A 22,136-nucleotide genomic window follows, 5' to 3' on the forward strand; every position below is an offset into this window, starting at 1 on the left:
TCATTTCGCCGACGGATGGAAGCTGAGTCTGCGGACCCATTTCGTGTTGTGAACGCCGGGGGCGTTCGGGACGATGATCCTGGCGGGATAACCGTGGTCGAGGGACAGATCGGTGCCGTTGACCCGCAAGGCGAGCAGGGAGCGGGGGTCGGCCACCTGGCCCGTGCTCAGCGATGCCCGGCGGAAGGAGCCGCCGCGTTGCAGGGATACGACGAGCACCTCCGCCGTGCCCGGCGCCATCCCCGCGAGCCGGGCCAGATCGGCCAGCCGTACACCCGTCCACAACTGTTCTGTGGACCATCCCTCCACGCACGCGATGGGCAGCGCGTAGGTGTGCAGCGGCATCGCCAGCAGTTCGGCGCGGCTCAGCCGGACCGGATGCGGTCCGGCCAGCTCCAGCCGCCATGCCGGGCCGGTGTCCGCCAGACGGACGCCCATGGCGGTGGCCGACTTGTTCACTTGGAAGTCGTTGGGGCCGGGGCCGTAGTCCCGTCCATGCGGGGCCAGGAGCGCGGTACGGCGCAGCGGCCCGTCCAGGGTCTGGCCGGCGGACAGGCCGAGCGTGATCAGCGAGGCGCCGCCCACGAAGGCGAGCAGGCCCCGCCGGGACATGGTGGGCTCCGCCGGAGACGGAGGAACCAGGCCATCGGGATCGGGCGGCTCCGGCTGGGTGGCGTCCAGCCTGGTACGCAGCTCACGAAGGAAGCTCCGCGATCGCAGCGATCGGACCATCTTCGGCAGCTTGAAGGCGACGTGGACGACGAAGGCCGCCAGGAAGATCCATGCCCCGTACAGGTGGGCCGGGTAGAAGGAGAACGGGAAGACGTAGAAGAGCTGGATGTTCAGGATGCCGGTGGCGAACTCGAACACCGCGCCGCCGACCAGGAGCAGCAGGCTGGCGCGCTCCACGGCTTCGGCGGGGGAGCGCGCCGGTGGCCAGGTGAACAGCTTGGGGATCACCGACCACAGCTTGGCCAGCAGCACCGAGGTCAACGCCAGTCCCAGGACGACGTGCACTCCCTGCGTGACCCGGTACAGCCAGGCCGGATGTGTCGGCCAGTCGAACAGGTAGAAGCCCAGCCATCCCTTTTCGGGGGTCGTGTCGTTGATGGGCAGGTGCGGATCGTAGGCGGCGTAGGACACCAGTCCGGTGATCGCGATGATCGGGATCCCGAACAGCAGGACGAGCCCGAAAACCGAGGTCAGCCACGGGCCCCGCAGCGGGCTGCGCCAGAACCCCGGCCGGAACGGGCCAGGCGGAGGATGTTCTCGCAGCCAAGCGGTGACATTTTTCCGATCTGACACCGAATCCCCCCGAAACAAGTGTTCTGCCGGAAATACCCCTATTTGGGATCGCATAACTGGGGCGGCCGGTGTGGGCCGCGGCGGTCACCCGAGCCGTCGCGCGATCTCCGCGCAGGAACCCCGCCCCAAGGGGAGCCACAAGACCGAAGGCGGCGGAGGTCCCCCACTGATCGGCCGGAACACCCCTTTCGGGACGTCCGCCAGCAGCTTCTCAGGGCAGCGGTGGTAGTACCGTGCCAGATCGGGGGGAAATCCCCGGAGATCGGCCCGGCGCCCGACCACGATCGCGGCGAAACGCCGTTCGGTCACCGCGCGGGCGATGCTCCGTTCGAGCTCCGCCCGGGCGGAGCGGTCGGTGCCGCGCAGGATGTCGGCGGCGGCGGCTCGGTGGGCCACAGGCGGGAGCCCGGCCACCACGTTCAGTCCCGGATCGGCGAAAACCGCCACCGGCCCGTCGAACTCCCCCAGCCACGTGCGGAGCCGGTCACCCACGCGCCGGTCGGCGGGGCCCGGAACCACCCGGTCGGCATCGAAGGTGCTCACGGCCAGGACGGCGATCTGCGCCAGGACCAGCAGACCGGCCACCGCCCCGCGCGGGCTCGGCGTCGAGCCGCCCATCCCGATACCCGCGAGCAACGCCACGGCAAGATAGACCGGAAGCATGTTGTTCACCGCACCGCCCGCGTGCACGAGGCCGGCGTAACCTTCCACGACCAGCGCGAGGCAGCCCAGGCCGATGAGCAGCGGAGTCCGCCGCACCGCGAGCAGGACCGCTCCCAGCGCGAAGCCGAGGGCGGGCAACAGGTACCGGGTCCAGAACTCGGTGAACGCGGTGTGGTGGAGCCGGTGCTGGGCGAGAAGTTCGAAGACATAGAACACGTACCAGCCGTGGCTGGTCAGGCCCCATACGAGCGTGGTCAGGCCCACCACTCCAGCGAACGTCACCGCCAGCCATCCGCCCAGCCGGCGCCGGGGACCGCGCAGCAGCACAGCGGCGATCGCCACCGCCTCGGCGAGCGCGCTCTGCTTGGTGAGGAAGGCCGCCGCGAGCAGCAGTCCGGCCGCCACCGCACCGCCCGGCCGGCGCATCCACCGGGCCATGTAGAGCCCGGCGAGACTGAGGAGAAGGAAGAGCGAGTCCACCCGGGCGAAGTCCAACCAGGAGTCGACGGCGAAGTAGGTCGCGGCGTAGAGCCCCGCCGCGGCCACCCCGGCGGCCAGATCCCCGGTCTCCCGCTGGACGAGCCGGGCGAGGAGGACGAAGCAGCCGAGCGAGGCTGCCAGCGAGACCAGCCGGAGCGGGAGATAGGAGACCCCCAGCACGCCCGCCAGGGCCGCCGAGACGGCGAAGTACAGCGGAGGATAGGCGTCGGGTACGTAGTCGACCGTCGGAGCGGAGTACAACGGGCGGTCAGTGAGCAACCGTTCCACCTCGACCAGGGAGTTGCCTTCCAGCCACTCCAGGGCATACGGATAGCCCAGCCGGCTCACGGCGATGCCGACGTACACCGCGATCGCGACGAGTCCCGCAGCCGCGGCGAGCAAGATCGGAAGCCGTGCAACGGCCGCCGGTCTGAGCCGTTCTCGAAACCCGCGACTACTCACGGACGGATGCCGGGAAGACGTTCGCGGCCACACCGGTCACGTTAACGGCGAAGTTCCAGCGGCCGGGTCGACGCCGCCGCACGAAGCGGTCCCGACACGGTCAAGACTCGCCCGTGACCACGCCCGACGCCCCGCGAACAGCATGTGACTTCTTACGGAGTGCGGACGAACCGTGCCGTCGTGGCCTCATGAGCGGTGGCCGGTGCGAAGCTGCGGGGCGTGAGCAGGTACACGATGTATGTCGGCGCGACACTCCTGGCGCTCGTCGCCGTCCTGGTCAGGATGGCGTTCGGGCGTCCTGACCTGCTGCGGTGGTACCTGGTCGCGTGGGGGCTGTTCGTCGTGGCGCTGTGGCTGGCCAGGTCGGTGCCGGCGCGGCAGCGCGCGGTGCTGGTCGTCGCGGGTGGCGTCATCGTGACCGCCACCGGCTTGGTCGCACCGCCGAGCACCAGCACCGATTCCTACCGGTACGCGTGGGACGGCCGGGTGCAGGCGGCGGGCATCTCGCCCTATGACCATCCTCCCGCCGATCCGGCGCTGAGCCCGTTGCGTGACGGCTGGCTGTTCCCGGATGACTGTGACGCGCCCGATCGGGCCCGGGTCTCGCCAGGGGTGTGCACCCGGATCAACCGGCCCTTGGTGCACACGATCTACCCGCCGCTGGCGGAGGGGTACTTCCTGCTGGTGCACTGGCTGACGCCGGAGGGTTCACGGCACAAGGGGCTGCAGGCCGGCGGGGCGCTGATGGCGATCGTGGTGCTGCTGGCGTTGTGGCGATGGGCGGGCGCGGGCCGGGCCGCCTATTGGGCGTGGTGCCCGGCCGTACCCGCCGAGGCGGTGAACAACGCGCACATCGACATGCTCGGCGTGCTGCTCGTGGTGCTCGCCTACTGCGTGGTCCGCGGCCGGGGAGCGCTGCTCGGCGCGGCCATCGCGGCCAAGCTGATCCCCGCGACCGCGTTGCCCGGCGCGCTGTCGGGGGTGCTCAAGGGCGGGGTGGCCTGGCGGCGCATCGCCGCCGCCACCGTGCCTGCCGTCCTGGTGATCGTGCTGACGTACCTGCCCTATGTGCTCATCTCGCGGGGCTCCGTGGCGGGCTACCTGTTCGGGTACGTCCAGGAGGAAGGCTACGAGGCCCCCTCGGCGAGGGGGCGGTATGCGGTGTTGCGGCTGGTAATGCCGGACTCGTGGGCGCCGTTCGCCGCGATACTGCTGCTGGCGCTGATGGTGCTGTACGTCCTGCGCTACGGAGATCCCGAGCGGCCCTGGGGCGGTGCGTTACTGATCAGCGGGTCCATACTGCTGCTGTTCACACCCGAGTACTCCTGGTACGCCCTGCTGGTGGTCGCGCTGGTCGCCCTGGATGGCCGGTGGGAATGGCTGGGCGTGGCCCTGGCGGGAGCAGTGGGCTACCTGTTCGGCCCCGCGACGCTCGCCTACACGCTGGCGGCGCTGGCGGTGTTCGCCGGCTGGGCCGTGAGCCGGGCCCGCCGCTCCCGCACGGTCGACGAGAGGGGAGCGGCGCAAGAGGTGGGAGCGGCGCGATGATTCTCCGGACCCTGTCGGCCAGGTTCACCAGCCGCCTGCGTTCCGAGCGGGTCGCGGCCAAGCTGGGCATGTGGCTGGGGCTCAGCTTCACCGTCGCCTTCGCGACCGGACTGTTCAGCCACTTCATGCAGCATCCACCCGCCTGGCTGCTGTGGCCCTCGCGACCGGTGAACCTCTACCGCCTCACCCAGGGACTGCATGTCATCGGCGGCATCGCCACGGTCCCGCTCCTGCTGGCGAAATTGTGGACGGTCTACCCCAAGCTGTGGCAGTGGCCGCCGGTGCGCTCCATCGGGCATGCCGCCGAGCGGTTGTTCGTGCTCTTCCTGGTGGCGGGATCGCTGTTCCAGCTGGTCACCGGGCTGCTGAACATCGCCTACACCTACCCGTGGCCGTTCGGCTTCGTCCAGGCACACTACTGGACGGCCTTCATCGTGTACGGCGCACTCGTCATCCACGTCAGCAACGAGTGGGCCAAGGTCCGGCGGCACTTGTGGACCCGCGTGACCGATCCGGAACGGCGCCGCTTCCTGTACACGGTGGCCGCCGCGGCCGGTCTGACGGCTCTGGTCACCGTGGGCGAGACGGTCACGCCTCTGGAGCGGCTGGCCGTGCTGGCGCCGCGCAATCCAGGCATCGGGCCGCAGGCGGTGCCGGTCAACAAGTCGGCGGTCGCCGCCGGGGTGATGGGGGTGATCGGCGACCCGGCGTACCGGCTGGTCGTGACGGGCGCCGTCCGTACGGAGCTGTCACTGACCTACGCCGACCTCGTACGGCTGCCGCAGTACACGGTCCGATTGCCGATCTCGTGCGTGGAGGGCTGGAGCGTGGAATGTGAATGGTCGGGGATCCGGCTGCGCGACCTGATCCAGCGTGCCGGGGGCGCGCCGGACGCGTTCGTGACGGTCGAATCCCTCGAACGGGGCAGCTCGTACCGCACCAGCGAGGTACGGCCCCCGCATTGGAACGACCCGCTGACCCTCCTCGCCTTGAAGATCAACGGCCGGACGCTCGACGCTGACCACGGCTATCCGGTGCGGTTGATCGCGCCCAACCGGCCGGGTGTCATGCAGACCAAATGGGTCACCACGGTGAGGGTCGCATGAGATGGATCGGCTACACCTTCGGTGGCGCGCTCCTGGCACTCGGCCTGACCGGGCTGGTCCTGGACGGTAACCCGGTCGGCTGGGCATGGTGGTTCGGCGGCGTTGTGGTGGCACACGACGCCGTCCTGGTGCCCGCGGTCCTGCTGGTCGGGGTGGCCGCGAGCCGCGCGGGCCGGTGGACGAAGGCGGCGCTGATCGTGGCGGCCCTGGTGACGCTCGCGACCCTGCCGACCGTGCTCGCGCTGGGCAGGCGGGCAGACAACCCGTCGATCCTTCCGCTCGACTACGGCCGCGACCTGCTCCTCGTTCTGATCGCGATCGGACTCGTCGCGCTGGTTCCCAAGCTCAGGTCCAGGTCCGTGGCGCTGGGTCTGTCTGCCGGGCTGGCCGCGGGTCTGCTCGTCGCCGGGCTGATGGCCGTCAACGACATGATCGACGCCGCCCGGTGGGTGCTCTTCCTCGGCCACGCCGCGCTCCTGGGCGCCGTGCTGGGCGGTGTCTTCGGCACCCGGCTGTACGGCCTGGCCAACGCCTTCGCCGGCGGTCTGCTCGCGGGTCTGCTCGCCTGGGTCGGCTGGCAGTTGACCCTGCTGCCTATCCTGCTCGGCGGTCGCCCCACCTGGACCATCGCGCCAGGGGACTTCCGCGCGCTGGTCGGCGAGGTCCTGCTCGGCGGCATCACCGGCACCCTTCTGTACGCGGCGCTGAACCGCCCCCCGCAGCGCGCCGCGCCGCCTGAGACGCGGGCCGCGCGTGTGGTCATCATCGGCGGTGGCTTCGGCGGGATGAGCGCCGCCCGGCGGCTGGACCGGCTCATCTCGCGCGGGCTGCTTGCCGAGGTCACTCTGATCAGCGACTCGACGTCGTTGCTGTTCACCCCGATGCTCGCCGGGGTGGCCGCCAGCGCGCTGGAGGCCAGGCACATCAGCGTGCCGGTTCGCGCGTCCCTGGTCCATGCGTCGTTCGTGCACGCGCGGGTCGAGGCGATCGACACCGTGAACCGTTCCGTCCGGGTGGCGGGTGGGGCGGCGATGCCGTACGACCACCTGGTGGTGGCCGTCGGCTCGATCCCTTCGTTCCATGGGCTGCCGGGACTGGCCGAGCACGCGTTCACGCTGAAGACGATCGGTGACGCGACCCGGCTGCGCGATCACGTCCTGGAGATGCTGGACGCGGCGGACCTCGCCGGCGGCGACCGGCCCGAGCTGCTGACGTTCGTGGTGGCAGGAGGCGGTTTCGCCGGCGCCGAGCTGATCGCCGAGCTGTTCGACCTGGTACACGGGGTGCTCCACCGCTATCCCGGAATCCACCCCGACGAGCCGCGCTTCGTGCTCGTCCACGCGGGCGAACGGATCCTGCCCGAGCTGAGCACCACGCTCGGCACGTACGCGCAGGACAAACTGACCGGGCGGGGGATAGAAGTCCGGCTGAAGACCCGGGTAGCCGGGGCCACGCGGCACGCCGCACACCTCGCCGGGGACGAGGAAATCCGTACCCGCACCATCGTCTGGACGGCGGGCAACCGGCAGCATCCCTTGATGGCCGAGCTGCCAGACGGCGACGCCCAGCTGCGCGTGCCCGGGCGGGCAGGTGTCTGGGCGATCGGCGACTGCGCGCGAATCTCCGGCCCGGACGGCGTGCCCTACCCGCCGACGGCCCAGCACGCGATGCGCCAAGGAAGAGTGGCGGCCGACAACGTCGCCGCCGCGCTCGACGGACGCGAGCCGGCGGAGTTCCGATACCGCGCGCTGGGGGTCCTGGTGGCGCTCGGGCACCGTACCGCCGTCGCGGAGATCCGCGGGCGGAGGCTGTCCGGCTTCGCGGCGTGGGCGGTGTGGCGGGCCGTCTACCTGGCCAAGCTGCCCGGGCTGGAGAAGAAGCTCCGCGTCCTGTTCGACTGGTCGCTCGACCTGGTCTTCCCCAGAGATATCGCCAATGATTAGGGGAGCGGTGTCCGGCCTGGTCGGCGGGCTGGTGTTCGGGGCTGTCATGGCGCAGATCGGGTTTCTGCCGACGGTCGCCGCGATCGTCCGCACCGACTCCGTCGGGCTCGGGTTCGCCGTGCACCTGTTGTTCGCGGCGATCATCGGCGCCGGCTTCGGCGTCCTCGTCGAGCGTCAGCGGGCGGCGGCCAGTGAGCTGCTGTTCTGGGGATTTGTGTACGGCGCGCTGTGGTGGTTCCTCGGACCGCTCACCCTGCTGCCGATCCTGCTCGGTCAGCCGGTCACCTGGGATCTCGTCAGCGGCCAGAACCTGACCCCGAGCCTGTTCGGCCACCTGGCCTACGGCGCGGTCACCGCCGCTGTCTTCGCCTGGCGCCAGGCCCCGGTCATCCGCATCCACCTCGCCACCGTGGCCCGGGGAGTGATGGCCGGGCTGCTGGCCGCCGCCGCCCTGGTCTTCAGCCTAGGCATCATGGTGGGTGAAGTCCCGTACGAACTGCTGTACGCCTCTTTGGCGGTCGGCGGCGGCTACGGCCTGCTCTTCGGCAAACGTCCGGAAGGCACCGGACCCGCGTTAATCCGCGGCATGGTGTACGGCTTCGTTTGGTGGATCCTTCTGGTCCTCACTGCTCCGGCCCTGCTGGCCGGTGGTCGGCTGGACTGGTCGATCGGCGCGGTCCGCGCGGCGTTGCCGGATCTGGTCGGCTACCTGCTGCTGGGGGCAGGCACGGGCGCGGTCTTCACCTGGCTGGGCGGGCTGGGTCGAGTGCTGTTCGTGGACGACGTACGGCGGCTGCGCCCTGACCGGTTCGGCGTCTCCAGACTCAGAGCCGCCTGCTACGGCGGGACCTTCGGGCTGGCCGGCGGCCTGATCGCGACGCTCTTCACCGGCCCGCTCGGACTTGTGGAGGGACTGGCCGCCGGGACGTCCTATGCGCTCTTCTTCCGCGGGCGTAGCTTCGATCCGGCATCGGGGATCGGCTGGGGCCTGTCATACGGATTCCTGTGGTGGCTCCTCGGCTCGCTGACCCTGTGGCCTGTCCTGCAGGGCGGCCATCCGCAGTGGTCGGCCGCCCTGCTGGCGGCCGATTCCCCCGCCCTGGTCGGGCACCTGGCCTTCGGCGCCGTGCTCGGCGTCGGCTACCAGCGCCTGGAAGAGCGGACCAGCCCGTGGTGGCTCACCCGTGGCCAGGCCGCCGCAGAACGCGCGATTGCGCTGCGGGAGCAGACGCTCGGCTCCGCCCCGGCCATCTGGACGCTCGTCCTGCTTCTCGCGGCCATCATCCCGACGCTGGTGGTGGCTTGAGATGTGGCCACCCGCGGTGGGGTTCAGAAAGTGCTTCATGTCGAAGCGGTGCACCGCAGTTCTTACGGCTTGCGAACGCGGCCGTGGCGGCTCTGACAACGCGCGGTATCCACAGCTAACGTCAGCCAGGTGAAGGTCATGGTCACCGGCTCGTCCGGATTCATCGGTAGTCATGTCGTCGAGGCCTTCGAAGCGGCCGGGCACGAAGTGGTGCGACTCGATCTGAAGGACGGTCCCGACGTACGGGACGAGGCGGTCCTGGATCGGGCTCTGCCGGGCGTGGATCTGGTGGTGCACCAGGCCGCCAAGGTGGGTCTGGGCGTGGACGTCTCTGATCTGCCCGACTACGCGGCGGTCAACGTGTACGGCACCGCGGTCCTGCTGGCGGCGATGGCCAGACACGGCATCGAGCGGCTGGTCTTGGCCTCATCGATGGTGGTCTACGGGGAGGGCGCCTACGACTGTCCCGAGCACGGCCGGGTACGCCCAGGCCCACGCTCCGCCGAGGACCTCCGGCGTGGCCTCTTCGAGCCGACCTGCCCGGAGTGCCGCGCCACAGTAGGCCACGCGGTCATCGGGGAAGACGCTCCGCTGGACCCGCGCAACGCCTACGCCACGACCAAACTCGCTCAGGAGCACCTGGCGGCGAACTGGGCGCGGGAAACGGCGGGAACGGCGGTGGCGCTCAGGTATCACAACGTCTACGGTCCGCGGATGCCGCGCGACACCCCCTATGCCGGAGTGGCGGCGATCTTCAGGTCGGCGTTGGAGGCGGGCCGCGCGCCGAGGGTGTTCGAGGACGGCAGGCAGCTGCGCGACTTCGTGCACGTGCGCGATGTCGCCCGGGCGAACCTGGCCGCGGCCGCGGCCACACAGGTGCCGGGCGGCTTGACCGCGTACAACATCGCCAGCGGCACCCCGCACACCGTCGGAGAGATGGCCGCCGCCCTGGCGGTCGAGCACGGCGGACCCGCACCGATCGTCACCGGCGAGTACCGGCTGGGCGATGTCCGGCATATCGTGGCCGCGCCCGACCGGGCCAGAGCCGAGCTCGGATTCCGCGCCGAGGTCACGTTCGCGGACGGGATGAAAGAGTTCGCCACCGCGCCGCTAGGGATGTCATGACCATTGACGTCGTGCTGCCCTGCCTGAACGAAGAGACCGCGCTGCCGTGGATCCTTGACCGGATGCCGCCCGGCTACAGGGCGATCGTGGCCGACAACGGCTCCACTGACGGCTCGGCCAGGGTGGCGGCGGAGCTCGGCGCGCGCGTGGTCAGCGAGCCCCGCCGCGGGTTCGGCGCCGCCTGCCACGCGGGCTTGCTGGCCGCGACGGCGGACATCGTCTGCTTCATGGACGCGGATGCCTCGCTCGATCCTCAGCAGTTGCCCGAGGTGGTCGCCTCCGTGCTGGCAGGTGAGGCCGACCTGGTGCTCGGGAGGAGGATTCCGCGGGCCGGCGCGGCATGGCCGGCCCACGCCCGCCTCGGCAACGCCGTACTGGCCAGGAACCTGCGCCGCCGCACCGGTGCGCCCTTGCACGACCTGGGGCCGATGCGAGCCTGCTCCCGAGCGGAGCTGATCGCGCTCGGCCTGACCGACCGCCGGTTCGGCTACCCCTTGGAGATGGTGTTGCGCGCCGCGCAGGCCGGTTGGCGTATCGCCGAGGTCGAGGTGGACTACCTGCCGCGCAGCGGCCGTTCCAAGGTCACCGGTACGGTCCGCGGCACCATGCGGGCGGTCGCCGACATGCGGCGCGTCATGAACGCCACGCGAAAGCCGGGATCATTACCGCCGGCGGCAGGACGAGTGTCCGGACGGCGGGCAGGGAGCTGAGAATCCGCTCGCGCGGAACGGCGGCGTAGGCAGGCCGATCAGCGGTTCCGGAGCCGGTCGAGGCCGTCGAGGATGAAGTCGAGCGCGAACTCGAACTCGACGTCGTCGTCACACGCCCCGAGCACGCCGTCATGGGTGACCGCGACGGCCATTTCCGCGGCGTACGGAAGGGTGGCGCCGAGCTGGGCGACGAGTTGGGCGGCCGCCTCCGGGTCGAGGTCGGGGGACTCATCGAAAAGATCTTGTGAGAACCCGAGCACCCGGCTGCCGAGGATGTGCAGGGCGTGGTGTGCCAGCGCGACGGAGAAGCCGCCTTCGCGGAGGATGCCGATCACCGCGTTGGCGTAGCGCGGCACGGCGGGTCCGGGTGCGGTCCGGGTCTCCACTGTGCGGGGCGCCCACGTGTGACGGAGGATGATACCGCGCGCGGCGAGCACCGTAGTGCGGAGTGAGGTCTTCCAGTCGGCGCCGTCGGCCGTTATCGGGATCTCGTCGATCACGGCGTCGACCATGCCGTCCAGCAGGTCGTCCTTGTTGCGGACGTGAGTGTAGAGGGACATCGCCTCTACTCCCAGCTCCTGCGCGAGCCTGCGCATGCTGACCGCCTCGATGCCGTCCCGATCGGCGAGTTCGATGGCGGCCGCGACCACCCGCTCTCTGGTCAGCTGGGTGCGGCGTTCGGTACTCGTCTCGCTCAGCGCGGCGATCTTCATGCCGCTCTTCGGCTTGCCACTGCGCCTCATGTCGCCCAAAGCACCTCCTATTGACATCCTTACGCCGTACGGATTACCTTACGACGTATGGATGTCCTTACTCTGTAAGGACGCGTGCAGACTACCACGTCGCGGCATTCCACCTCCTCATGACGGGATCACGAACAGCAGGGAGAGACATGAAGATGACGAAGGATCGCACCGCAACGATGCTGGCCATCGTCCAGGACGGTTACGGTGCGCCCGAGCGGGTGCTCAGGTCCGATCACATCGACCGACCACAGGCCGGCACCGGCGAAGTCCTCGTCCGGTTACGGGCCACGAGCGTGAACACCCCGGACTGGGGCACGGTGGCCGGTGTCCCCTATGTCCTTCGCCTGGGTACCGGGCTACGGCGGCCGGCTCGTCCGATCCGGGGCAGCGATCTCGCCGGTGTCGTGGAGGCCGTCGGCCCGGACGTGAACGATCTGCGGCCCGGCGACGAGGTGCTCGGGTCCCTGTGGGGTAGCGGGTCGCGCGCCGGAACGTTCGCGGAATACACGGTCGCACCGGAGCGCCAGCTCGTGACCAAGCCGACCGGCCTCAGCTTCGAGGAGGCAGCCGCGTCGGTCATGACCGGGCTGACCGCGCTGACCGCGATGCGTGAGGTGGGCGGAGCCGGCCCCGGCAAGCGGGTACTCGTCAACGGAGCCTCGGGCGGGGTGGGCACGATGGCGGTGCAGATCGCCAAGACGCTCGGCGCCGAGGTCACGGGCGTGTGCGGCACCGGCAACGTGGAGCTGGTGCGGTCGCTCGGAGCCGACCATGTCATCGACCACACCAAGCAGGACTTCACCCAGATCCAGCGGCGTTACGACATCATCCTGGACAACGTCCTGAACCGCCCGCCGTCGGCCACGGCCCGGCTGCTGGCACCACATGGCGTCTTCATCCCGAACAGCATCGGAAACACCGGAGGACTGCTCGCCGGCCTGCCCAGGACGCTACGGGCGACCCTGATGCGCAAGGGCACCACCAAGGTCAAGCTCGTCAAGTTCGCGGTGAACCGGGAGAACCTCGACGCGCTCGTCCACCTTCTCGAATCCGGCCAGGTCAGGGTGGTCATCGATACGACCTACCCGCTCGACCAGGCGGCGAGCGCGGTCGCGCACATGCTGGGCCATCACGCCCGAGGCAAGGTCGCCATCAGCGTGTAGCGCGATCCGACCCGTCACCTGCGAGCCGAACCTCGTTCGCACTCCGTAAGAAGTCCGTGCCGTAACGACCTTGTAAGAGATGACGCAGGTCACAGCACTTATCGTCAGGTGCATGACGCAGATCGTGATCATTGCCAAGGAGCCGGTGGCGGGCCGGGTGAAGACCCGCCTGACACCGCCCTACAGCCCGGCTCAGGCGGCTCGGCTGGCCGAGGCCGCGCTAGAGGACACCCTGCGTACCGTCGCGGCGACACCCGCCACCCGGCGGGTGCTGGTCCTGGACGGCCTGCCCGGCGGCTGGCTGCCCGCAGGCTTCGAGGTGATCCCCCAGCGCGGGTCTGGGCTGGACGAGCGCCTCGCCGCGGCGTTCGCCGACACCTACCGGCTCTGGCCGGAGCCGATGGTGCTGATCGGCATGGACACCCCCCAAGTAACCCCCGAACTGCTGCACACGGCCATACAGGGACTGAGCGAAGACGATGCGGTCTTCGGGCCCGCCGCCGACGGCGGCTTCTGGCTGCTGGGGCTGCGTCACCCTGATCCCGATCTGCTGCTCGGCGTGCCCATGTCGCAGCCCCACACCGGACGGGCGCAACTCGAACGCCTCAGCGGGGCAGGGCTGAGTGTGCGGCACCTGCCCGAACTGACCGACGTGGACACCGCGGCCGACGCCGCCCGGGTCGCCTCCGACGCCCCGGCCTCACGCTTCGCCCAGGTGCTCCGCGAACTGGCGGCGGTCGCCCTGCGATGATGGGCGAGATCTACGCCGACGCGCTGGCCGGAGCCTCCGCCGAGCTCGAGTACGTTGACGGCACCCGCACCCTCCTGGAGGCCACCCGCTGGTTCGAGCCCATCGACGGCGACGAGACCATGCTGCGGCGATGCACCGGTCCCACCCTGGACATCGGCTCGGGCCCAGGCCGGCTCACCGTCGCGCTCAACCGCCGCGGCATCCCGGCCCTCGGCATCGACATCACCCCGCACGCCGTACACCTGACCCGCCGAGCGGGCGGCTTCGCGCTGCGCCGCAGCGTCTTCGACGAACTGCCCGGCAGCGGCCGCTGGGAGACGGCCCTGCTCGCCGACGGCAACATCGGGATCGGCGGCCATCCCGGCGTCCTGCTGCGCAGAGTCAGAGAGCTGGTACGCCCGGGCGGCCGGGCCATCGTCGAGGTCGACCCGCCGGGGGTGAGCAGCCGTGTCGACCGGGTACGGCTGCGCCGCGACGATGTCGTGGGCGACTGGTTCGCCTGGGCGGTGGTCTCCGCCGACGACATCAGGCGCACCGCCCAGCTGGGCGGCTTCGATGTGACCGACTGCTGGCCGGAGGCCGGCCGCTGGTTCGCCGAACTACGCTAAGTCTTCGAACGGCCCACAGGATCCTCTGGCCGGCAAGGAATCAATCTTCGGCGAGGACGATGACCATGTCGCGGGGCCCGAGCGTGACCGGATCAGATTTGCCGGGGTTGAGCACCACGCCGAAGTTGGGTGGAGCGGTGGACTCGACCTGCAGCCGGTAGCCGATGGCGGTCTCGCCGCGCATCCGCGCCGAGGCGATGACGGTGGCGAAGCTGACCGTCACGCCGGGGTGAACGTAGTCGGTGGCGGGCTTGAGGTAGATCTCCGAACCCTCGGCATCGAACAGGTAGTCGAACACGGCGCCCAGGTGCGGGTTCTCCGAGAGCTGGGTCATCAGCAGGCTGATCAGCTTGTCGCCGACCACGAAGTCGTCGGCCTGGGTGACCTGGCCCAGGCGGCGGTTGCGGTCGTCGTTCATCTCGCTGACGATCGGGAACCGCTGCCCGGTCCGGGAGCCCATGTCGCGCAGGTGCAGCAGGGTGACCAGGGTCCGCGAGTCGGCGTACTGCGGCTCCAGATGCCCGTCGGCCAGCACGATGATGTGGTCGAACATGCCCGGGTTCAGCGACTCCAGCGCGATCCGGTCGGTGGTGTCGCACTCCTTGACGTTCACCGTCAGGTTGCTCAGTCCGGCGGTGAGCCGCTCCAGGTGCTCGTCCTCGATGACGCCGGCCGCGATGTTCAGCGCCGAGCCGGGCGAGACGTACTGAGCGAGCTCGGTGACGACCTTCGGGGCGCGCTTGTTCCAGCCCAGGAGGAGCGTGTTCTCCGGGGGCAAGGGCTGGCGAGTGGGGTGGGTGATCGCCTGCTGGACGATGGGCGGGAAGCTGCGGACGAGCCGGATGGTCGAGTCGTCCTCGGCGATCACGATCATCTGGTCGCCGTCCATGATCTGGGTGTCCATCGGCGGATTCAGTACCACCGAGCCGTCGCCGTGCCGGATCCCGATCAGGGAGGCGGTCCCGTAGGCGAACAGCGCCTCCCCGTACGGGAAGCCGATCAGCTTCGGCTCGACCCGCATGTAGATCTCGTCGCCGCCGAAGTCCAGCAGATCTGTGCAGACCACCGACAAGCCCGACTGGCGGGAGGTCTGGACGATGAGTCGTGAGGCGATGTCGTCGCTGTCGACCACCTGTGCGTGGCCGCCTCCAGCCAGCTCGGCGGCGGCCAGGTTGTTCGTGTCGATCACCGAGGCGATGATCGGCGGGCGCCGCCTGCGCCAGTTGCGGTTGGTCAGCGCGAGCAGCGTCTTGACGACGTGCGCGTCGGAGTCCTCGCCGGGCGGTGAGAGCACGATGATCGAGCGGGCGGTGTCCAGGCTGAGCAGGTCGAGGTCGGACGGCTCGGCCGGGCTGCCGCTGCGTACGACGATCCGGGTCTTTCCGGTGTCGCCGACCCGGGCCCGCAGTTCCTCCTCCATCTCCAGCTTGTCGCCGTCGCCGAGGATGGCGATGCAGGACTTGGCCTCGCTCTCGTTGGCCTCGACCAGCTCCGGGATGATCGTGAAGATCTGGTCCGACCAGCCGATCAGCGCCGTGTGGCCGGACTCGACGATTCTGGAGCGGCCCTTGCGCAGCTCGGTCAGCTTGTTGTCCAGCCCTGTGGTGAGCACGCCGACGAGGCTGGAGACGATGAGCAGCCCGCCGATCGTGATGGAGAACCCGAGGATCGTGAAGATCGTGCTGCCCTCGTTGTCGCCCGCCACAGTGCCGGCATCCATCGCGCGCATGAGGCTGCCCCACAGCGCTTCGTACCAGCTGTTGTGCACGTCGTTGTCGGCGAAGAGCATGGACAGGCCCGCGAACACCGTGACCATGACGACGGTGACCAGCGCGAGCCAGCCGATGAGCGCCGGTGTGCCTTTCGACATGCTGTTGTCGAACCGGTAGCGCAGACGTTCTCGTCGTGTGGCCATGACAACCCTGTCCTGTCGGCCCGGCCACCTGAAAGCTGCTGGCGAGCTGAGAGGAAGTGGCCAGGGAAGCGCGAATACTATCAATCGCCACAATTGTCCCTTTGATGCTTTCCCATCACTTGCAACTCCCTTACACCGCGGCGCCGGGGCAAGGTGGCCGGTGCTCCGGGGACGGGCGCGGCGTACCTGTCCCCCGTGCGAGCTACCGGCGAATGTCCACCACGTGGTGACGATCGCGGGGCTGTCGACTCCCTAGCGTTACGTCGCGGCCGCAGCGCTTCGGCCGCTTCCCCACCGCATCGCCGCGTGAATCGGCTCGGCGGCGGACTGGGACCCCTTCGCCGCCACCCTCGACCATGATCGCCGACCGCACCAGGACGATCCCCGCCTCCGCCAAGGGCCCGGCGGCCGAGGTACGCGCCCAGAACCTCGCGATCTTCAAGGGACAGAACCCGGAGAAGCTCGTCATCACCGACGGCAAGGTCCGTTCCGCCGACAACATCCCGGTCGAGGTAATCCGGCACGGCAAGCCGTACCTCTCGGCCATCCCCACCTACGGGCCGCGCCTGGAGCGGGCGTGGACCGCGGGCCAACGCAGGTGGCTCGGCCTGTCCAGCCGCAGCAAGCTGAGCACCGCCAAGAACAGCGGGCACTACATCTACCTCGACCAGCCCGAGATCGCCGTCCGGGCCATTCAGCGCGTCGCCTCGCACGCAATCGACGAAGGTATAGGACCATTCGCCGGGTATTGACAGTCGCCGTGTCGTTGATGACACTTTGGTCGAAACACAGCGGAAACCCAATTGCCCGTTGCTAATAGAAATACGTGCGCATCCTTATGTTAGCGCTAACAATAGAACCTCCTCCATAGAAAATGTTAGCGCTAACAATATTTGCTCACCCCCAATGGTCACCGCGCTCTCTCGCCGCACACGAAAGGCACACCATGGGTTTCTGGTCTCTACGCCACTGGCGGCGAACGGCCCTCACCGCCGCCTCCCTCGCGGCGCTCGTCGTCACCGCGCTGGTCACCGTGCCAGGCACGGCGCAGGCGGCCGGCACGTTGTCCTGCGACATCTACGCGAGCGGCGGCACGCCGTGCGTCGCCGCTCACAGCACCACCCGTGCGCTGTTCGGCTCCTACAACGGGGCGCTCTACCAGGTGCGGCGCTGGTCCGACGGTGCGACGACCAACATCGGCGTGCTCAGCGCCGGCGGTTACGCGAACGCCGCGACCCAGGACTCCTTCTGCTCGGGCACGTACTGCACGATCGTTCGCATCTACGACCAGACGTCGCGCCACAACGACCTCACGATCGCTCCCGGCGGCGGCGCCAATCCCACGGCCGACCAAGGCGCGAACGCGGCGGCTCTGCCCGTGACGGCAGGTGGCCACAAGGTCTACGGCGTCTACATCTCCGCGGGCAACGGCTACCGCAACAACGCGACGAACGGCGTCGCCACCGGCAGCCAGCCCGAGGGCATGTACATGGTGACCGAGGGCACCCACGTCAACAACCGGTGCTGCTTCGACTACGGCAACGCCGAGACCAACAACATGGACACCGGCAACGGCGACATGGACGCGATCTACTTCGGCACGCTGTGCTGGTTCTCACCGTGCGCGGGCGGACCGCGCGTCGCCGCGGACCTCGAGAACGGGTTGTTCGCCGGCGGCAACGGTTCCTGGACCGCGAACACCGGCCGTAGCTCCGCATTCGTGACGGCGATGCTGAAGAACAACGGCACCTCGACGTACGCCATCAAGGACGGCAACGCGCAGTCGGGCAGCCTGGCGACACGGTACAACGGAGGGCTGCCGACCCAGGCCGGCTACCGCCCGATGACCAAGCAAGGCGCGATCATCCTCGGCATCGGCGGCGACAACAGCAACGGCTCCGTCGGATCGTTCTTCGAAGGCGTGATGACCAGCGGCTATCCGAGCGACGCCACGGAGAACGCCGTGCAGGCCAACGTCGTCTCCGTCGGCTACGGCAAGAGCGTCACCTTCCCCGTGAACGGAGCCACCTACCGGCTCACGAACCTCACCAGCGGCAAGGTGCTCGACGCCGTCAACTGCGGCACGGCCAACGGCACGCAGATCGACCAGTGGCAGGCGCTCGGCAACACCTGCCAGCAGTGGCGCTTCAACAGCGTCGGTGCGAACAAGTGGACGATCACCAACGTCAACGCCGGCAAGGTGCTCGACGCGGTCAACTGCGGGCTGGCCCTCGGCACGGCCGTCAACCTGTGGGAGCCGCTCGGCAACACGTGCCAGCAGTGGGCGGTCATCCCCGCGGGCAACGGCCGATACGAGCTGGTGGTCGAGAACAGCGGCATGGTGCTCGACGACCAGAACTGCGGCACGGCGAACGGCACCCCGGCCCGGCTGTGGATGTGGCTCAACAACACCTGCCAGCTCTGGTCGATCGCACCGTAGGGCACCACTGCCTGACCGATTTCCTCCCCGGGGCGGTGGCGTACGCGGTCCCGCGGTGTTATCACTGCGGGGACAAGGTCACCTCCCCGAGGGGGATCAGTGGAGTTCCGTCTGCTCGGCCCCGTCGAAGCCTGGGACGGCGGCAAGCGCCTGGCGCTGGGCGGCCCGAAACCCCGCGCCCTCCTGGCCGCGCTGCTGCTGGCCGACGGGAAGGTCGTCTCCAGTGAGCGGCTCGTGGACGTGCTGTGGGGCGACGACCCGCCGCGCAGCGCCTCCGCGCTCGTCCAGACGTACGTGTACGGCCTGCGCCGCACGCTCGCGGACAGTGGCGAGGCGGAGGTGATCGAGACCAGGCCGCCCGGGTACGCGGCCCGGTTCCAGCCCGGCCGGCTCGACATGGAGTCGTTCGAGCGGATGGTCGCCGAAGGCCGGCGGCACGCGGCGGACGGTGGGCACGACCGCGCGGCCGAGAGCCTGCGCGCGGCGCTGGCGCTGTGGCGCGGATCGGCGCTCGGCGGCATCGGGCACGTGCTGCGCGGCGAGGCCGCCCGCCTCGACGAGACGCGGCTGCTCGTCCAGGAGGAGCTGCTTCACGCGGAGCTGGCGCTGGGCAGGCACGCGGAGGCGGCCGGCGAGCTCACCGAGCTGGTTCGCCTGCACCCCACCAGAGAGCGCCCCCGAGCCCTGCTCATGAGGGCCCTGTACCAGCTGGGCCGCCAGGCCGACGCGATGGCGGTCTACCACGAGGGCCGCAAGGCGCTGGCCGACGAGCTGGGCGTAGATCCCGGCCCCGAGCTGCAGGAACTGTACGAGGCGGTGCTGCGCGCGGACCCCGCCCTGGACCCCGCTCCGGCGCTGCCCAAATCACAGCCGGTCCCGGCACACCTGCCCCGCGGGGTCGCCGACTTCACCGGCAGGCAGCGCCAGCTCGCGGAGCTGACCGCCCTGCTCGGCGCCCCCAGCGACACGGTCACGGTGTGCGTCATCTCCGGCAAGGGCGGAGTCGGCAAGTCGACGCTCGCGGTGAAGGCCGCCCACCAGGCGTCCCCGGCCTACCCCGACGGGCAGCTCTACGCCGACCTGCGTGGCGTCACCGGCTCTCCGGCCCCGGCTTTGGAGGTGCTCGGCCGTTTCTTGCGGGCGCTCGGCCTGCCGCCGTCCGCGATTCCGTCGACGGTGCCCGAATGCGTGGACGCCTACCGCAGCGCCCTGCACGGTCGGCGGGTGCTCGTGGTGCTCGACGACGCTGGCTCCGAGCAGCAGGTACGCCCCCTGCTCCCGGGCAGCCCCACCTGCGCCGTGCTGATCACGGCCAGGCGCAGGCTCGCCGGCCTGGACGGGGTGCGGGTGAGCGATCTCGACGTCTTCGACACCCCTGCGGCAGTGGACCTGCTCGCCCGCATCGCCGGTCCTGAGCGCGTACGGGCGCAGACGGAGGCGGCCGCGCACATCGTCCGCCTCTGCGGTCATCTGCCGCTCGCGCTGCGCACGGCGGGCGCGCGGCTGGCCGCCCGCCCGAACTGGCCGCTCGCGACGCTGGCCGGACGTCTGGCCGACGAACACCGCCGCCTGGACGAGCTCACCGCCGGCGACCTGGAGGTACGGGCCAGCGTCGCGCTCAGCTACCGAGGGCTCGACGAGGGAGCGAAACGGGCGTTCCGCCTGCTCGGGCTGCTGGGCGTGCCCGACTTCGCGTCCTGGGTGCCCGCGGCGCTCCTGGACGTGCCCGAGACCGAGGCCGAGGAGGCCGTCGAACGCCTGATGGACGCCCAACTCCTCGACGATGTCGCCGTGGACGCGGCCGGGCAGGCCCGCTACCGATTACATGACCTCCTCCGCGTGTACGCGGCCGAACGCGCCGAGGCCGAAGAGCCGCCCGAGGAGCGCGCGGCGGCCGTGAACCGCGCCCTGGGCGGCTGGCTGTGGCTGATCACCCGGGCCGCCGCCGCCCGGCCGCCGGGCGCGCTGACGCTGCGGCGCGAGTATGCCATGGCCAGGCCCGTCGACGCGGACGTGGCCGACCTGGTCACGTGGTTCAGCGCCGAGAGCCCCGCCCTGGTCGTCGCGGTGGAGCGGGCGGCCGCCATGAACCTGCACGAGGTGGCCTGCGAGGTGGCCGCCGCCCTGTGCTCCTCCTCGTTCTCCGTGGACACCCGTTTCGAGGAGTGGCGGCGTACGCACGAGTCGGCGCTGGGCGCGGCACGGCGGGCGGGCGATCCGCTGGCCGAGGCGACGCTGCTGGTGGGACTCGGCCAGCTCCGCTACCGGCAGGACCGCTATTCGGAGGCGCAGGCGTTCTTCCACCAGGCGCTGCCGCTGCTGCGCGCGGGCGGCGACGCGCACGGGCAGGCGGTGGCCGTCGCCGGCATCGGCAACGCCTGCCGCGAGCTGGGCGACCTGGCCGCGGCGCTGGCCCACCTGCGGGACGCGGCGGAGGTGTTCCGCTCGCTCGGCGACGACGCCGGGATCGGGCACGTCAACCGGCTGGCCGGATCAGTGCTGCTCGAACAGGGCGAGTTCGCCGCCGCGCACGCGCTGCTCGACGACGCCCTGGCCGCCTTCCGCCGGCTGGGCAGCAAGCGCAGCGAGGGGATCACGCTGCGGAGCATCGGCCTGGTCCACCGGGCCGTCGGCGAGTTCGGCCGGGCCGAGGAGCTGTGCGCGCGGGCGGTGGCCCTGCTGCGTGAGGCGGGCGACCCGCTGATGCTCGCGTACTGCGTGCAGGCCCTGGCCAAGACCCGCATCCGGCTCGGCGGCGACGCCGGCATCCTGCCCGAACTGCGGGAGGCGATGGAGGTGTGCGAACGGAACGACGACCGGTTCGGGATGGCGCTCGTCGAGCGGACCGTCGGTGAGCTGCACCTGGCCCACGGCAGGCACGCGCAGGCCGAGGAGCATCTCGGCCGGGCCGTCGCGCTGTGGGACCGGCTGGGGCTGCCGCTGTTCCGCGCCCGCACCCTGCGCGACCTGGCCGCCGCGCGCGAGGCGGCCGGGGACGCCCCAGCCGCCGCCTCCATGCGAGCCGCGGCGCTCGCCGTCTTCGCCGAGTACGGCACCCGCGAGTACGGCGAACTGCGCTCGTCTGGTGGCTTTCTGGAGTGAATTTGGAGCGCCCTCGCTCAACGTCCTCCTAAACAGCCCCTTTTCTGTGCAAGGAGAGCGTCGTGCCGGACATCGTCCTCATGTCAGACCCCAGAATCAGCGAGATCCCCGTCGAAGATCGCGCGGAGCCGCTGGCGGACCTGCGCACCGTCCCCGGCCTGCGGCTGGACCAGCGGATGGCCGACCCCGGCGGAGCGTACGCGCACGTCCGCCAAGGTCACGTCGATCGCCTCCTGCGCGCCCAGAACGGCCTGCCCGACGGACTGCGGCTGCTCGTGGTCGAGGCGTACCGGCCGCCCGCGCTGCAGGAACGGTACTTCCAGCGGTACGCCTCGCAGCTCGGCGCGGACAACCCCGACTGGTCGCCTGAGCACGTGTACGTGCAGGCCAGCCGTTCCCTGGCACCGCCCCACATCGGCCCGCACGTCTGCGGCGCGGCGGTGGACCTCACCCTGTGCACCGGCGACGGCGCCGAGCTGGACATGGGCACCGAGGTGAACGCCAGCCCGGAGGAGAGCGACGACGCCTGCTACACGGCCGCGCCGAACATCTCCAAGCACGCCCGCGCCAACCGGGAGATCCTCATCGGCGTCATGTCCGCGGCCGGGTTCGTCAACTACCCGACGGAGTGGTGGCACTGGTCGTACGGCGATCGTTACTGGGCCCTGACCACCGGCGCTGCCGCGGCCCTGCACTCCCTGATCGAGTGGTCGCCGCGTACATGAGTTCGACCGCCGCGGTGATCGATGATCACCGCGGCGGT

At 70.2% G+C, this 22,136-nt stretch carries 17 protein-coding genes; 13 read left to right on the top strand and 4 right to left on the bottom strand.

Translation table 11 applies throughout. The features are described 5' to 3' along the window. Together KME78_RS59820 and KME78_RS59825 are read right to left on the bottom strand one after the other, a co-directional pair. The gene (locus KME78_RS59820; RefSeq protein WP_308127569.1) at window positions 1-1,305 is read right to left on the bottom strand and encodes a molybdopterin-dependent oxidoreductase; all 1,305 of its coding nucleotides are present in this window, start codon (window positions 1,303-1,305) and stop codon (window positions 1-3) included. Between the two features lie 84 nt (window positions 1,306-1,389). Beyond that, the gene (locus KME78_RS59825; RefSeq protein WP_219539238.1) at window positions 1,390-2,850 is read right to left on the bottom strand and encodes a glycosyltransferase family 39 protein; all 1,461 of its coding nucleotides are present in this window, start codon (window positions 2,848-2,850) and stop codon (window positions 1,390-1,392) included. 279 nt (window positions 2,851-3,129) lie between these two features. Between KME78_RS59825 and KME78_RS59830 the strand changes: the two genes are divergently transcribed. The 6 genes from KME78_RS59830 to KME78_RS59855 all read left to right on the top strand — a co-directional run bounded on the left by KME78_RS59830 (window position 3,130) and on the right by KME78_RS59855 (window position 10,648). Beyond that, a complete protein-coding gene (locus KME78_RS59830) occupies window positions 3,130-4,458 on the top strand; it encodes a glycosyltransferase 87 family protein (protein WP_219539239.1) in 1,329 nt (442 codons plus the stop codon). Further along, entirely contained in the window at window positions 4,455-5,564 is a 1,110-nt protein-coding gene (locus KME78_RS59835; RefSeq protein ID WP_219539240.1) for a molybdopterin-dependent oxidoreductase, read from the top strand. Before KME78_RS59830 ends, KME78_RS59835 begins: the two co-directional genes overlap by 4 nt. After that, window positions 5,561-7,507: an NAD(P)/FAD-dependent oxidoreductase gene (locus KME78_RS59840; RefSeq protein ID WP_219539241.1), complete on the top strand. Its 1,947-nt coding sequence runs from the start codon at window positions 5,561-5,563 to the stop codon at window positions 7,505-7,507. The genes KME78_RS59835 and KME78_RS59840 overlap by 4 nt, the downstream gene beginning before the upstream one ends. A 7-nt stretch (window positions 7,508-7,514) precedes the next feature. After that, window positions 7,515-8,813, top strand: a complete 1,299-nt coding sequence (locus KME78_RS59845) for a DUF1440 domain-containing protein (RefSeq protein ID WP_219539242.1) — start codon at window positions 7,515-7,517, stop codon at window positions 8,811-8,813. A 129-nt stretch (window positions 8,814-8,942) separates the two neighbouring features. After that, the gene (locus tag KME78_RS59850) at window positions 8,943-9,938 is read left to right on the top strand and encodes an NAD-dependent epimerase/dehydratase family protein (RefSeq protein WP_308127570.1); all 996 of its coding nucleotides are present in this window, start codon (window positions 8,943-8,945) and stop codon (window positions 9,936-9,938) included. Beyond that, window positions 9,935-10,648, top strand: a complete 714-nt coding sequence (locus KME78_RS59855; RefSeq protein ID WP_219539243.1) for a glycosyltransferase family 2 protein — start codon at window positions 9,935-9,937, stop codon at window positions 10,646-10,648. The genes KME78_RS59850 and KME78_RS59855 overlap by 4 nt, the downstream gene beginning before the upstream one ends. A 38-nt stretch (window positions 10,649-10,686) precedes the next feature. On the opposite strand, the gene KME78_RS59860 is transcribed toward KME78_RS59855, so the two are convergent. Continuing rightward, window positions 10,687-11,391 (bottom strand): TetR/AcrR family transcriptional regulator C-terminal domain-containing protein, encoded by a 705-nt coding sequence (locus tag KME78_RS59860; RefSeq protein WP_219539244.1) that lies wholly within the window; start codon window positions 11,389-11,391, stop codon window positions 10,687-10,689. Window positions 11,392-11,540: 149 nt separating this feature from the next. On the opposite strand from KME78_RS59860, the gene KME78_RS59865 reads away from it, so the two are divergent. From KME78_RS59865 to KME78_RS59875, 3 genes are all read left to right on the top strand, one after another. Further along, a complete protein-coding gene (locus KME78_RS59865; protein WP_219539245.1) occupies window positions 11,541-12,557 on the top strand; it encodes an NAD(P)-dependent alcohol dehydrogenase in 1,017 nt (338 codons plus the stop codon). A 112-nt stretch (window positions 12,558-12,669) separates the two neighbouring features. Beyond that, window positions 12,670-13,308: a TIGR04282 family arsenosugar biosynthesis glycosyltransferase gene (locus KME78_RS59870; protein ID WP_219539246.1), complete on the top strand. Its 639-nt coding sequence runs from the start codon at window positions 12,670-12,672 to the stop codon at window positions 13,306-13,308. Next, complete coding sequence (locus tag KME78_RS59875; protein ID WP_219539247.1) at window positions 13,305-13,916, top strand: class I SAM-dependent methyltransferase; 612 nt, start codon at window positions 13,305-13,307, stop codon at window positions 13,914-13,916. The genes KME78_RS59870 and KME78_RS59875 overlap by 4 nt, the downstream gene beginning before the upstream one ends. Window positions 13,917-13,956: 40 nt before the next feature. Here the strand turns inward: KME78_RS59875 and KME78_RS59880 are convergent, their stop codons facing one another. Continuing rightward, a complete protein-coding gene (locus KME78_RS59880; protein WP_219539248.1) occupies window positions 13,957-15,831 on the bottom strand; it encodes a CASTOR/POLLUX-related putative ion channel in 1,875 nt (624 codons plus the stop codon). Between the two features lie 356 nt (window positions 15,832-16,187). On the opposite strand from KME78_RS59880, the gene KME78_RS59885 reads away from it, so the two are divergent. From KME78_RS59885 to KME78_RS59900, 4 genes are all read left to right on the top strand, one after another. Next, window positions 16,188-16,583 carry a hypothetical protein gene (locus KME78_RS59885; protein ID WP_219539249.1) on the top strand — a complete coding sequence of 132 codons (396 nt, stop codon included), beginning with the start codon at window positions 16,188-16,190 and terminating at the stop codon, window positions 16,581-16,583. Between the two features lie 194 nt (window positions 16,584-16,777). Beyond that, window positions 16,778-18,271 (top strand): arabinofuranosidase catalytic domain-containing protein, encoded by a 1,494-nt coding sequence (locus tag KME78_RS59890; protein WP_219539250.1) that lies wholly within the window; start codon window positions 16,778-16,780, stop codon window positions 18,269-18,271. A gap of 99 nt (window positions 18,272-18,370) precedes the next feature. Next, the gene (locus tag KME78_RS59895) at window positions 18,371-21,373 is read left to right on the top strand and encodes an AfsR/SARP family transcriptional regulator (protein WP_219539251.1); all 3,003 of its coding nucleotides are present in this window, start codon (window positions 18,371-18,373) and stop codon (window positions 21,371-21,373) included. 62 nt (window positions 21,374-21,435) lie between these two features. Then, window positions 21,436-22,098 carry a M15 family metallopeptidase gene (locus KME78_RS59900; protein WP_219539252.1) on the top strand — a complete coding sequence of 221 codons (663 nt, stop codon included), beginning with the start codon at window positions 21,436-21,438 and terminating at the stop codon, window positions 22,096-22,098. Window positions 22,099-22,136: the final 38 nt, after the last annotated feature.

Source organism: Nonomuraea guangzhouensis (genome assembly GCF_019396345.1).
In the GTDB taxonomy this organism is placed as follows: Bacteria; Actinomycetota; Actinomycetes; order Streptosporangiales; family Streptosporangiaceae; genus Nonomuraea; species Nonomuraea guangzhouensis.

What these genes read in the sequence shown, in the direction of transcription:
- KME78_RS59870 (WP_219539246.1), top strand. Translation starts at nt 12,670, where the DNA reads ATGACGCAGATCGTGATCATTGCCAAGGAGCCGGTGGCGGGCCGGGTG.
- KME78_RS59840 (WP_219539241.1), top strand. Translation starts at nt 5,561, where the DNA reads ATGAGATGGATCGGCTACACCTTCGGTGGCGCGCTCCTGGCACTCGGC.
- KME78_RS59855 (WP_219539243.1), top strand. Translation starts at nt 9,935, where the DNA reads ATGACCATTGACGTCGTGCTGCCCTGCCTGAACGAAGAGACCGCGCTG.
- KME78_RS59860 (WP_219539244.1), bottom strand. Translation starts at nt 11,391, where the DNA reads ATGAGGCGCAGTGGCAAGCCGAAGAGCGGCATGAAGATCGCCGCGCTG.
- KME78_RS59885 (WP_219539249.1), top strand. Translation starts at nt 16,188, where the DNA reads ATGATCGCCGACCGCACCAGGACGATCCCCGCCTCCGCCAAGGGCCCG.
- KME78_RS59865 (WP_219539245.1), top strand. Translation starts at nt 11,541, where the DNA reads ATGAAGATGACGAAGGATCGCACCGCAACGATGCTGGCCATCGTCCAG.
- KME78_RS59835 (WP_219539240.1), top strand. Translation starts at nt 4,455, where the DNA reads ATGATTCTCCGGACCCTGTCGGCCAGGTTCACCAGCCGCCTGCGTTCC.
- KME78_RS59875 (WP_219539247.1), top strand. Translation starts at nt 13,305, where the DNA reads ATGATGGGCGAGATCTACGCCGACGCGCTGGCCGGAGCCTCCGCCGAG.
- KME78_RS59890 (WP_219539250.1), top strand. Translation starts at nt 16,778, where the DNA reads ATGGGTTTCTGGTCTCTACGCCACTGGCGGCGAACGGCCCTCACCGCC.
- KME78_RS59880 (WP_219539248.1), bottom strand. Translation starts at nt 15,831, where the DNA reads ATGGCCACACGACGAGAACGTCTGCGCTACCGGTTCGACAACAGCATG.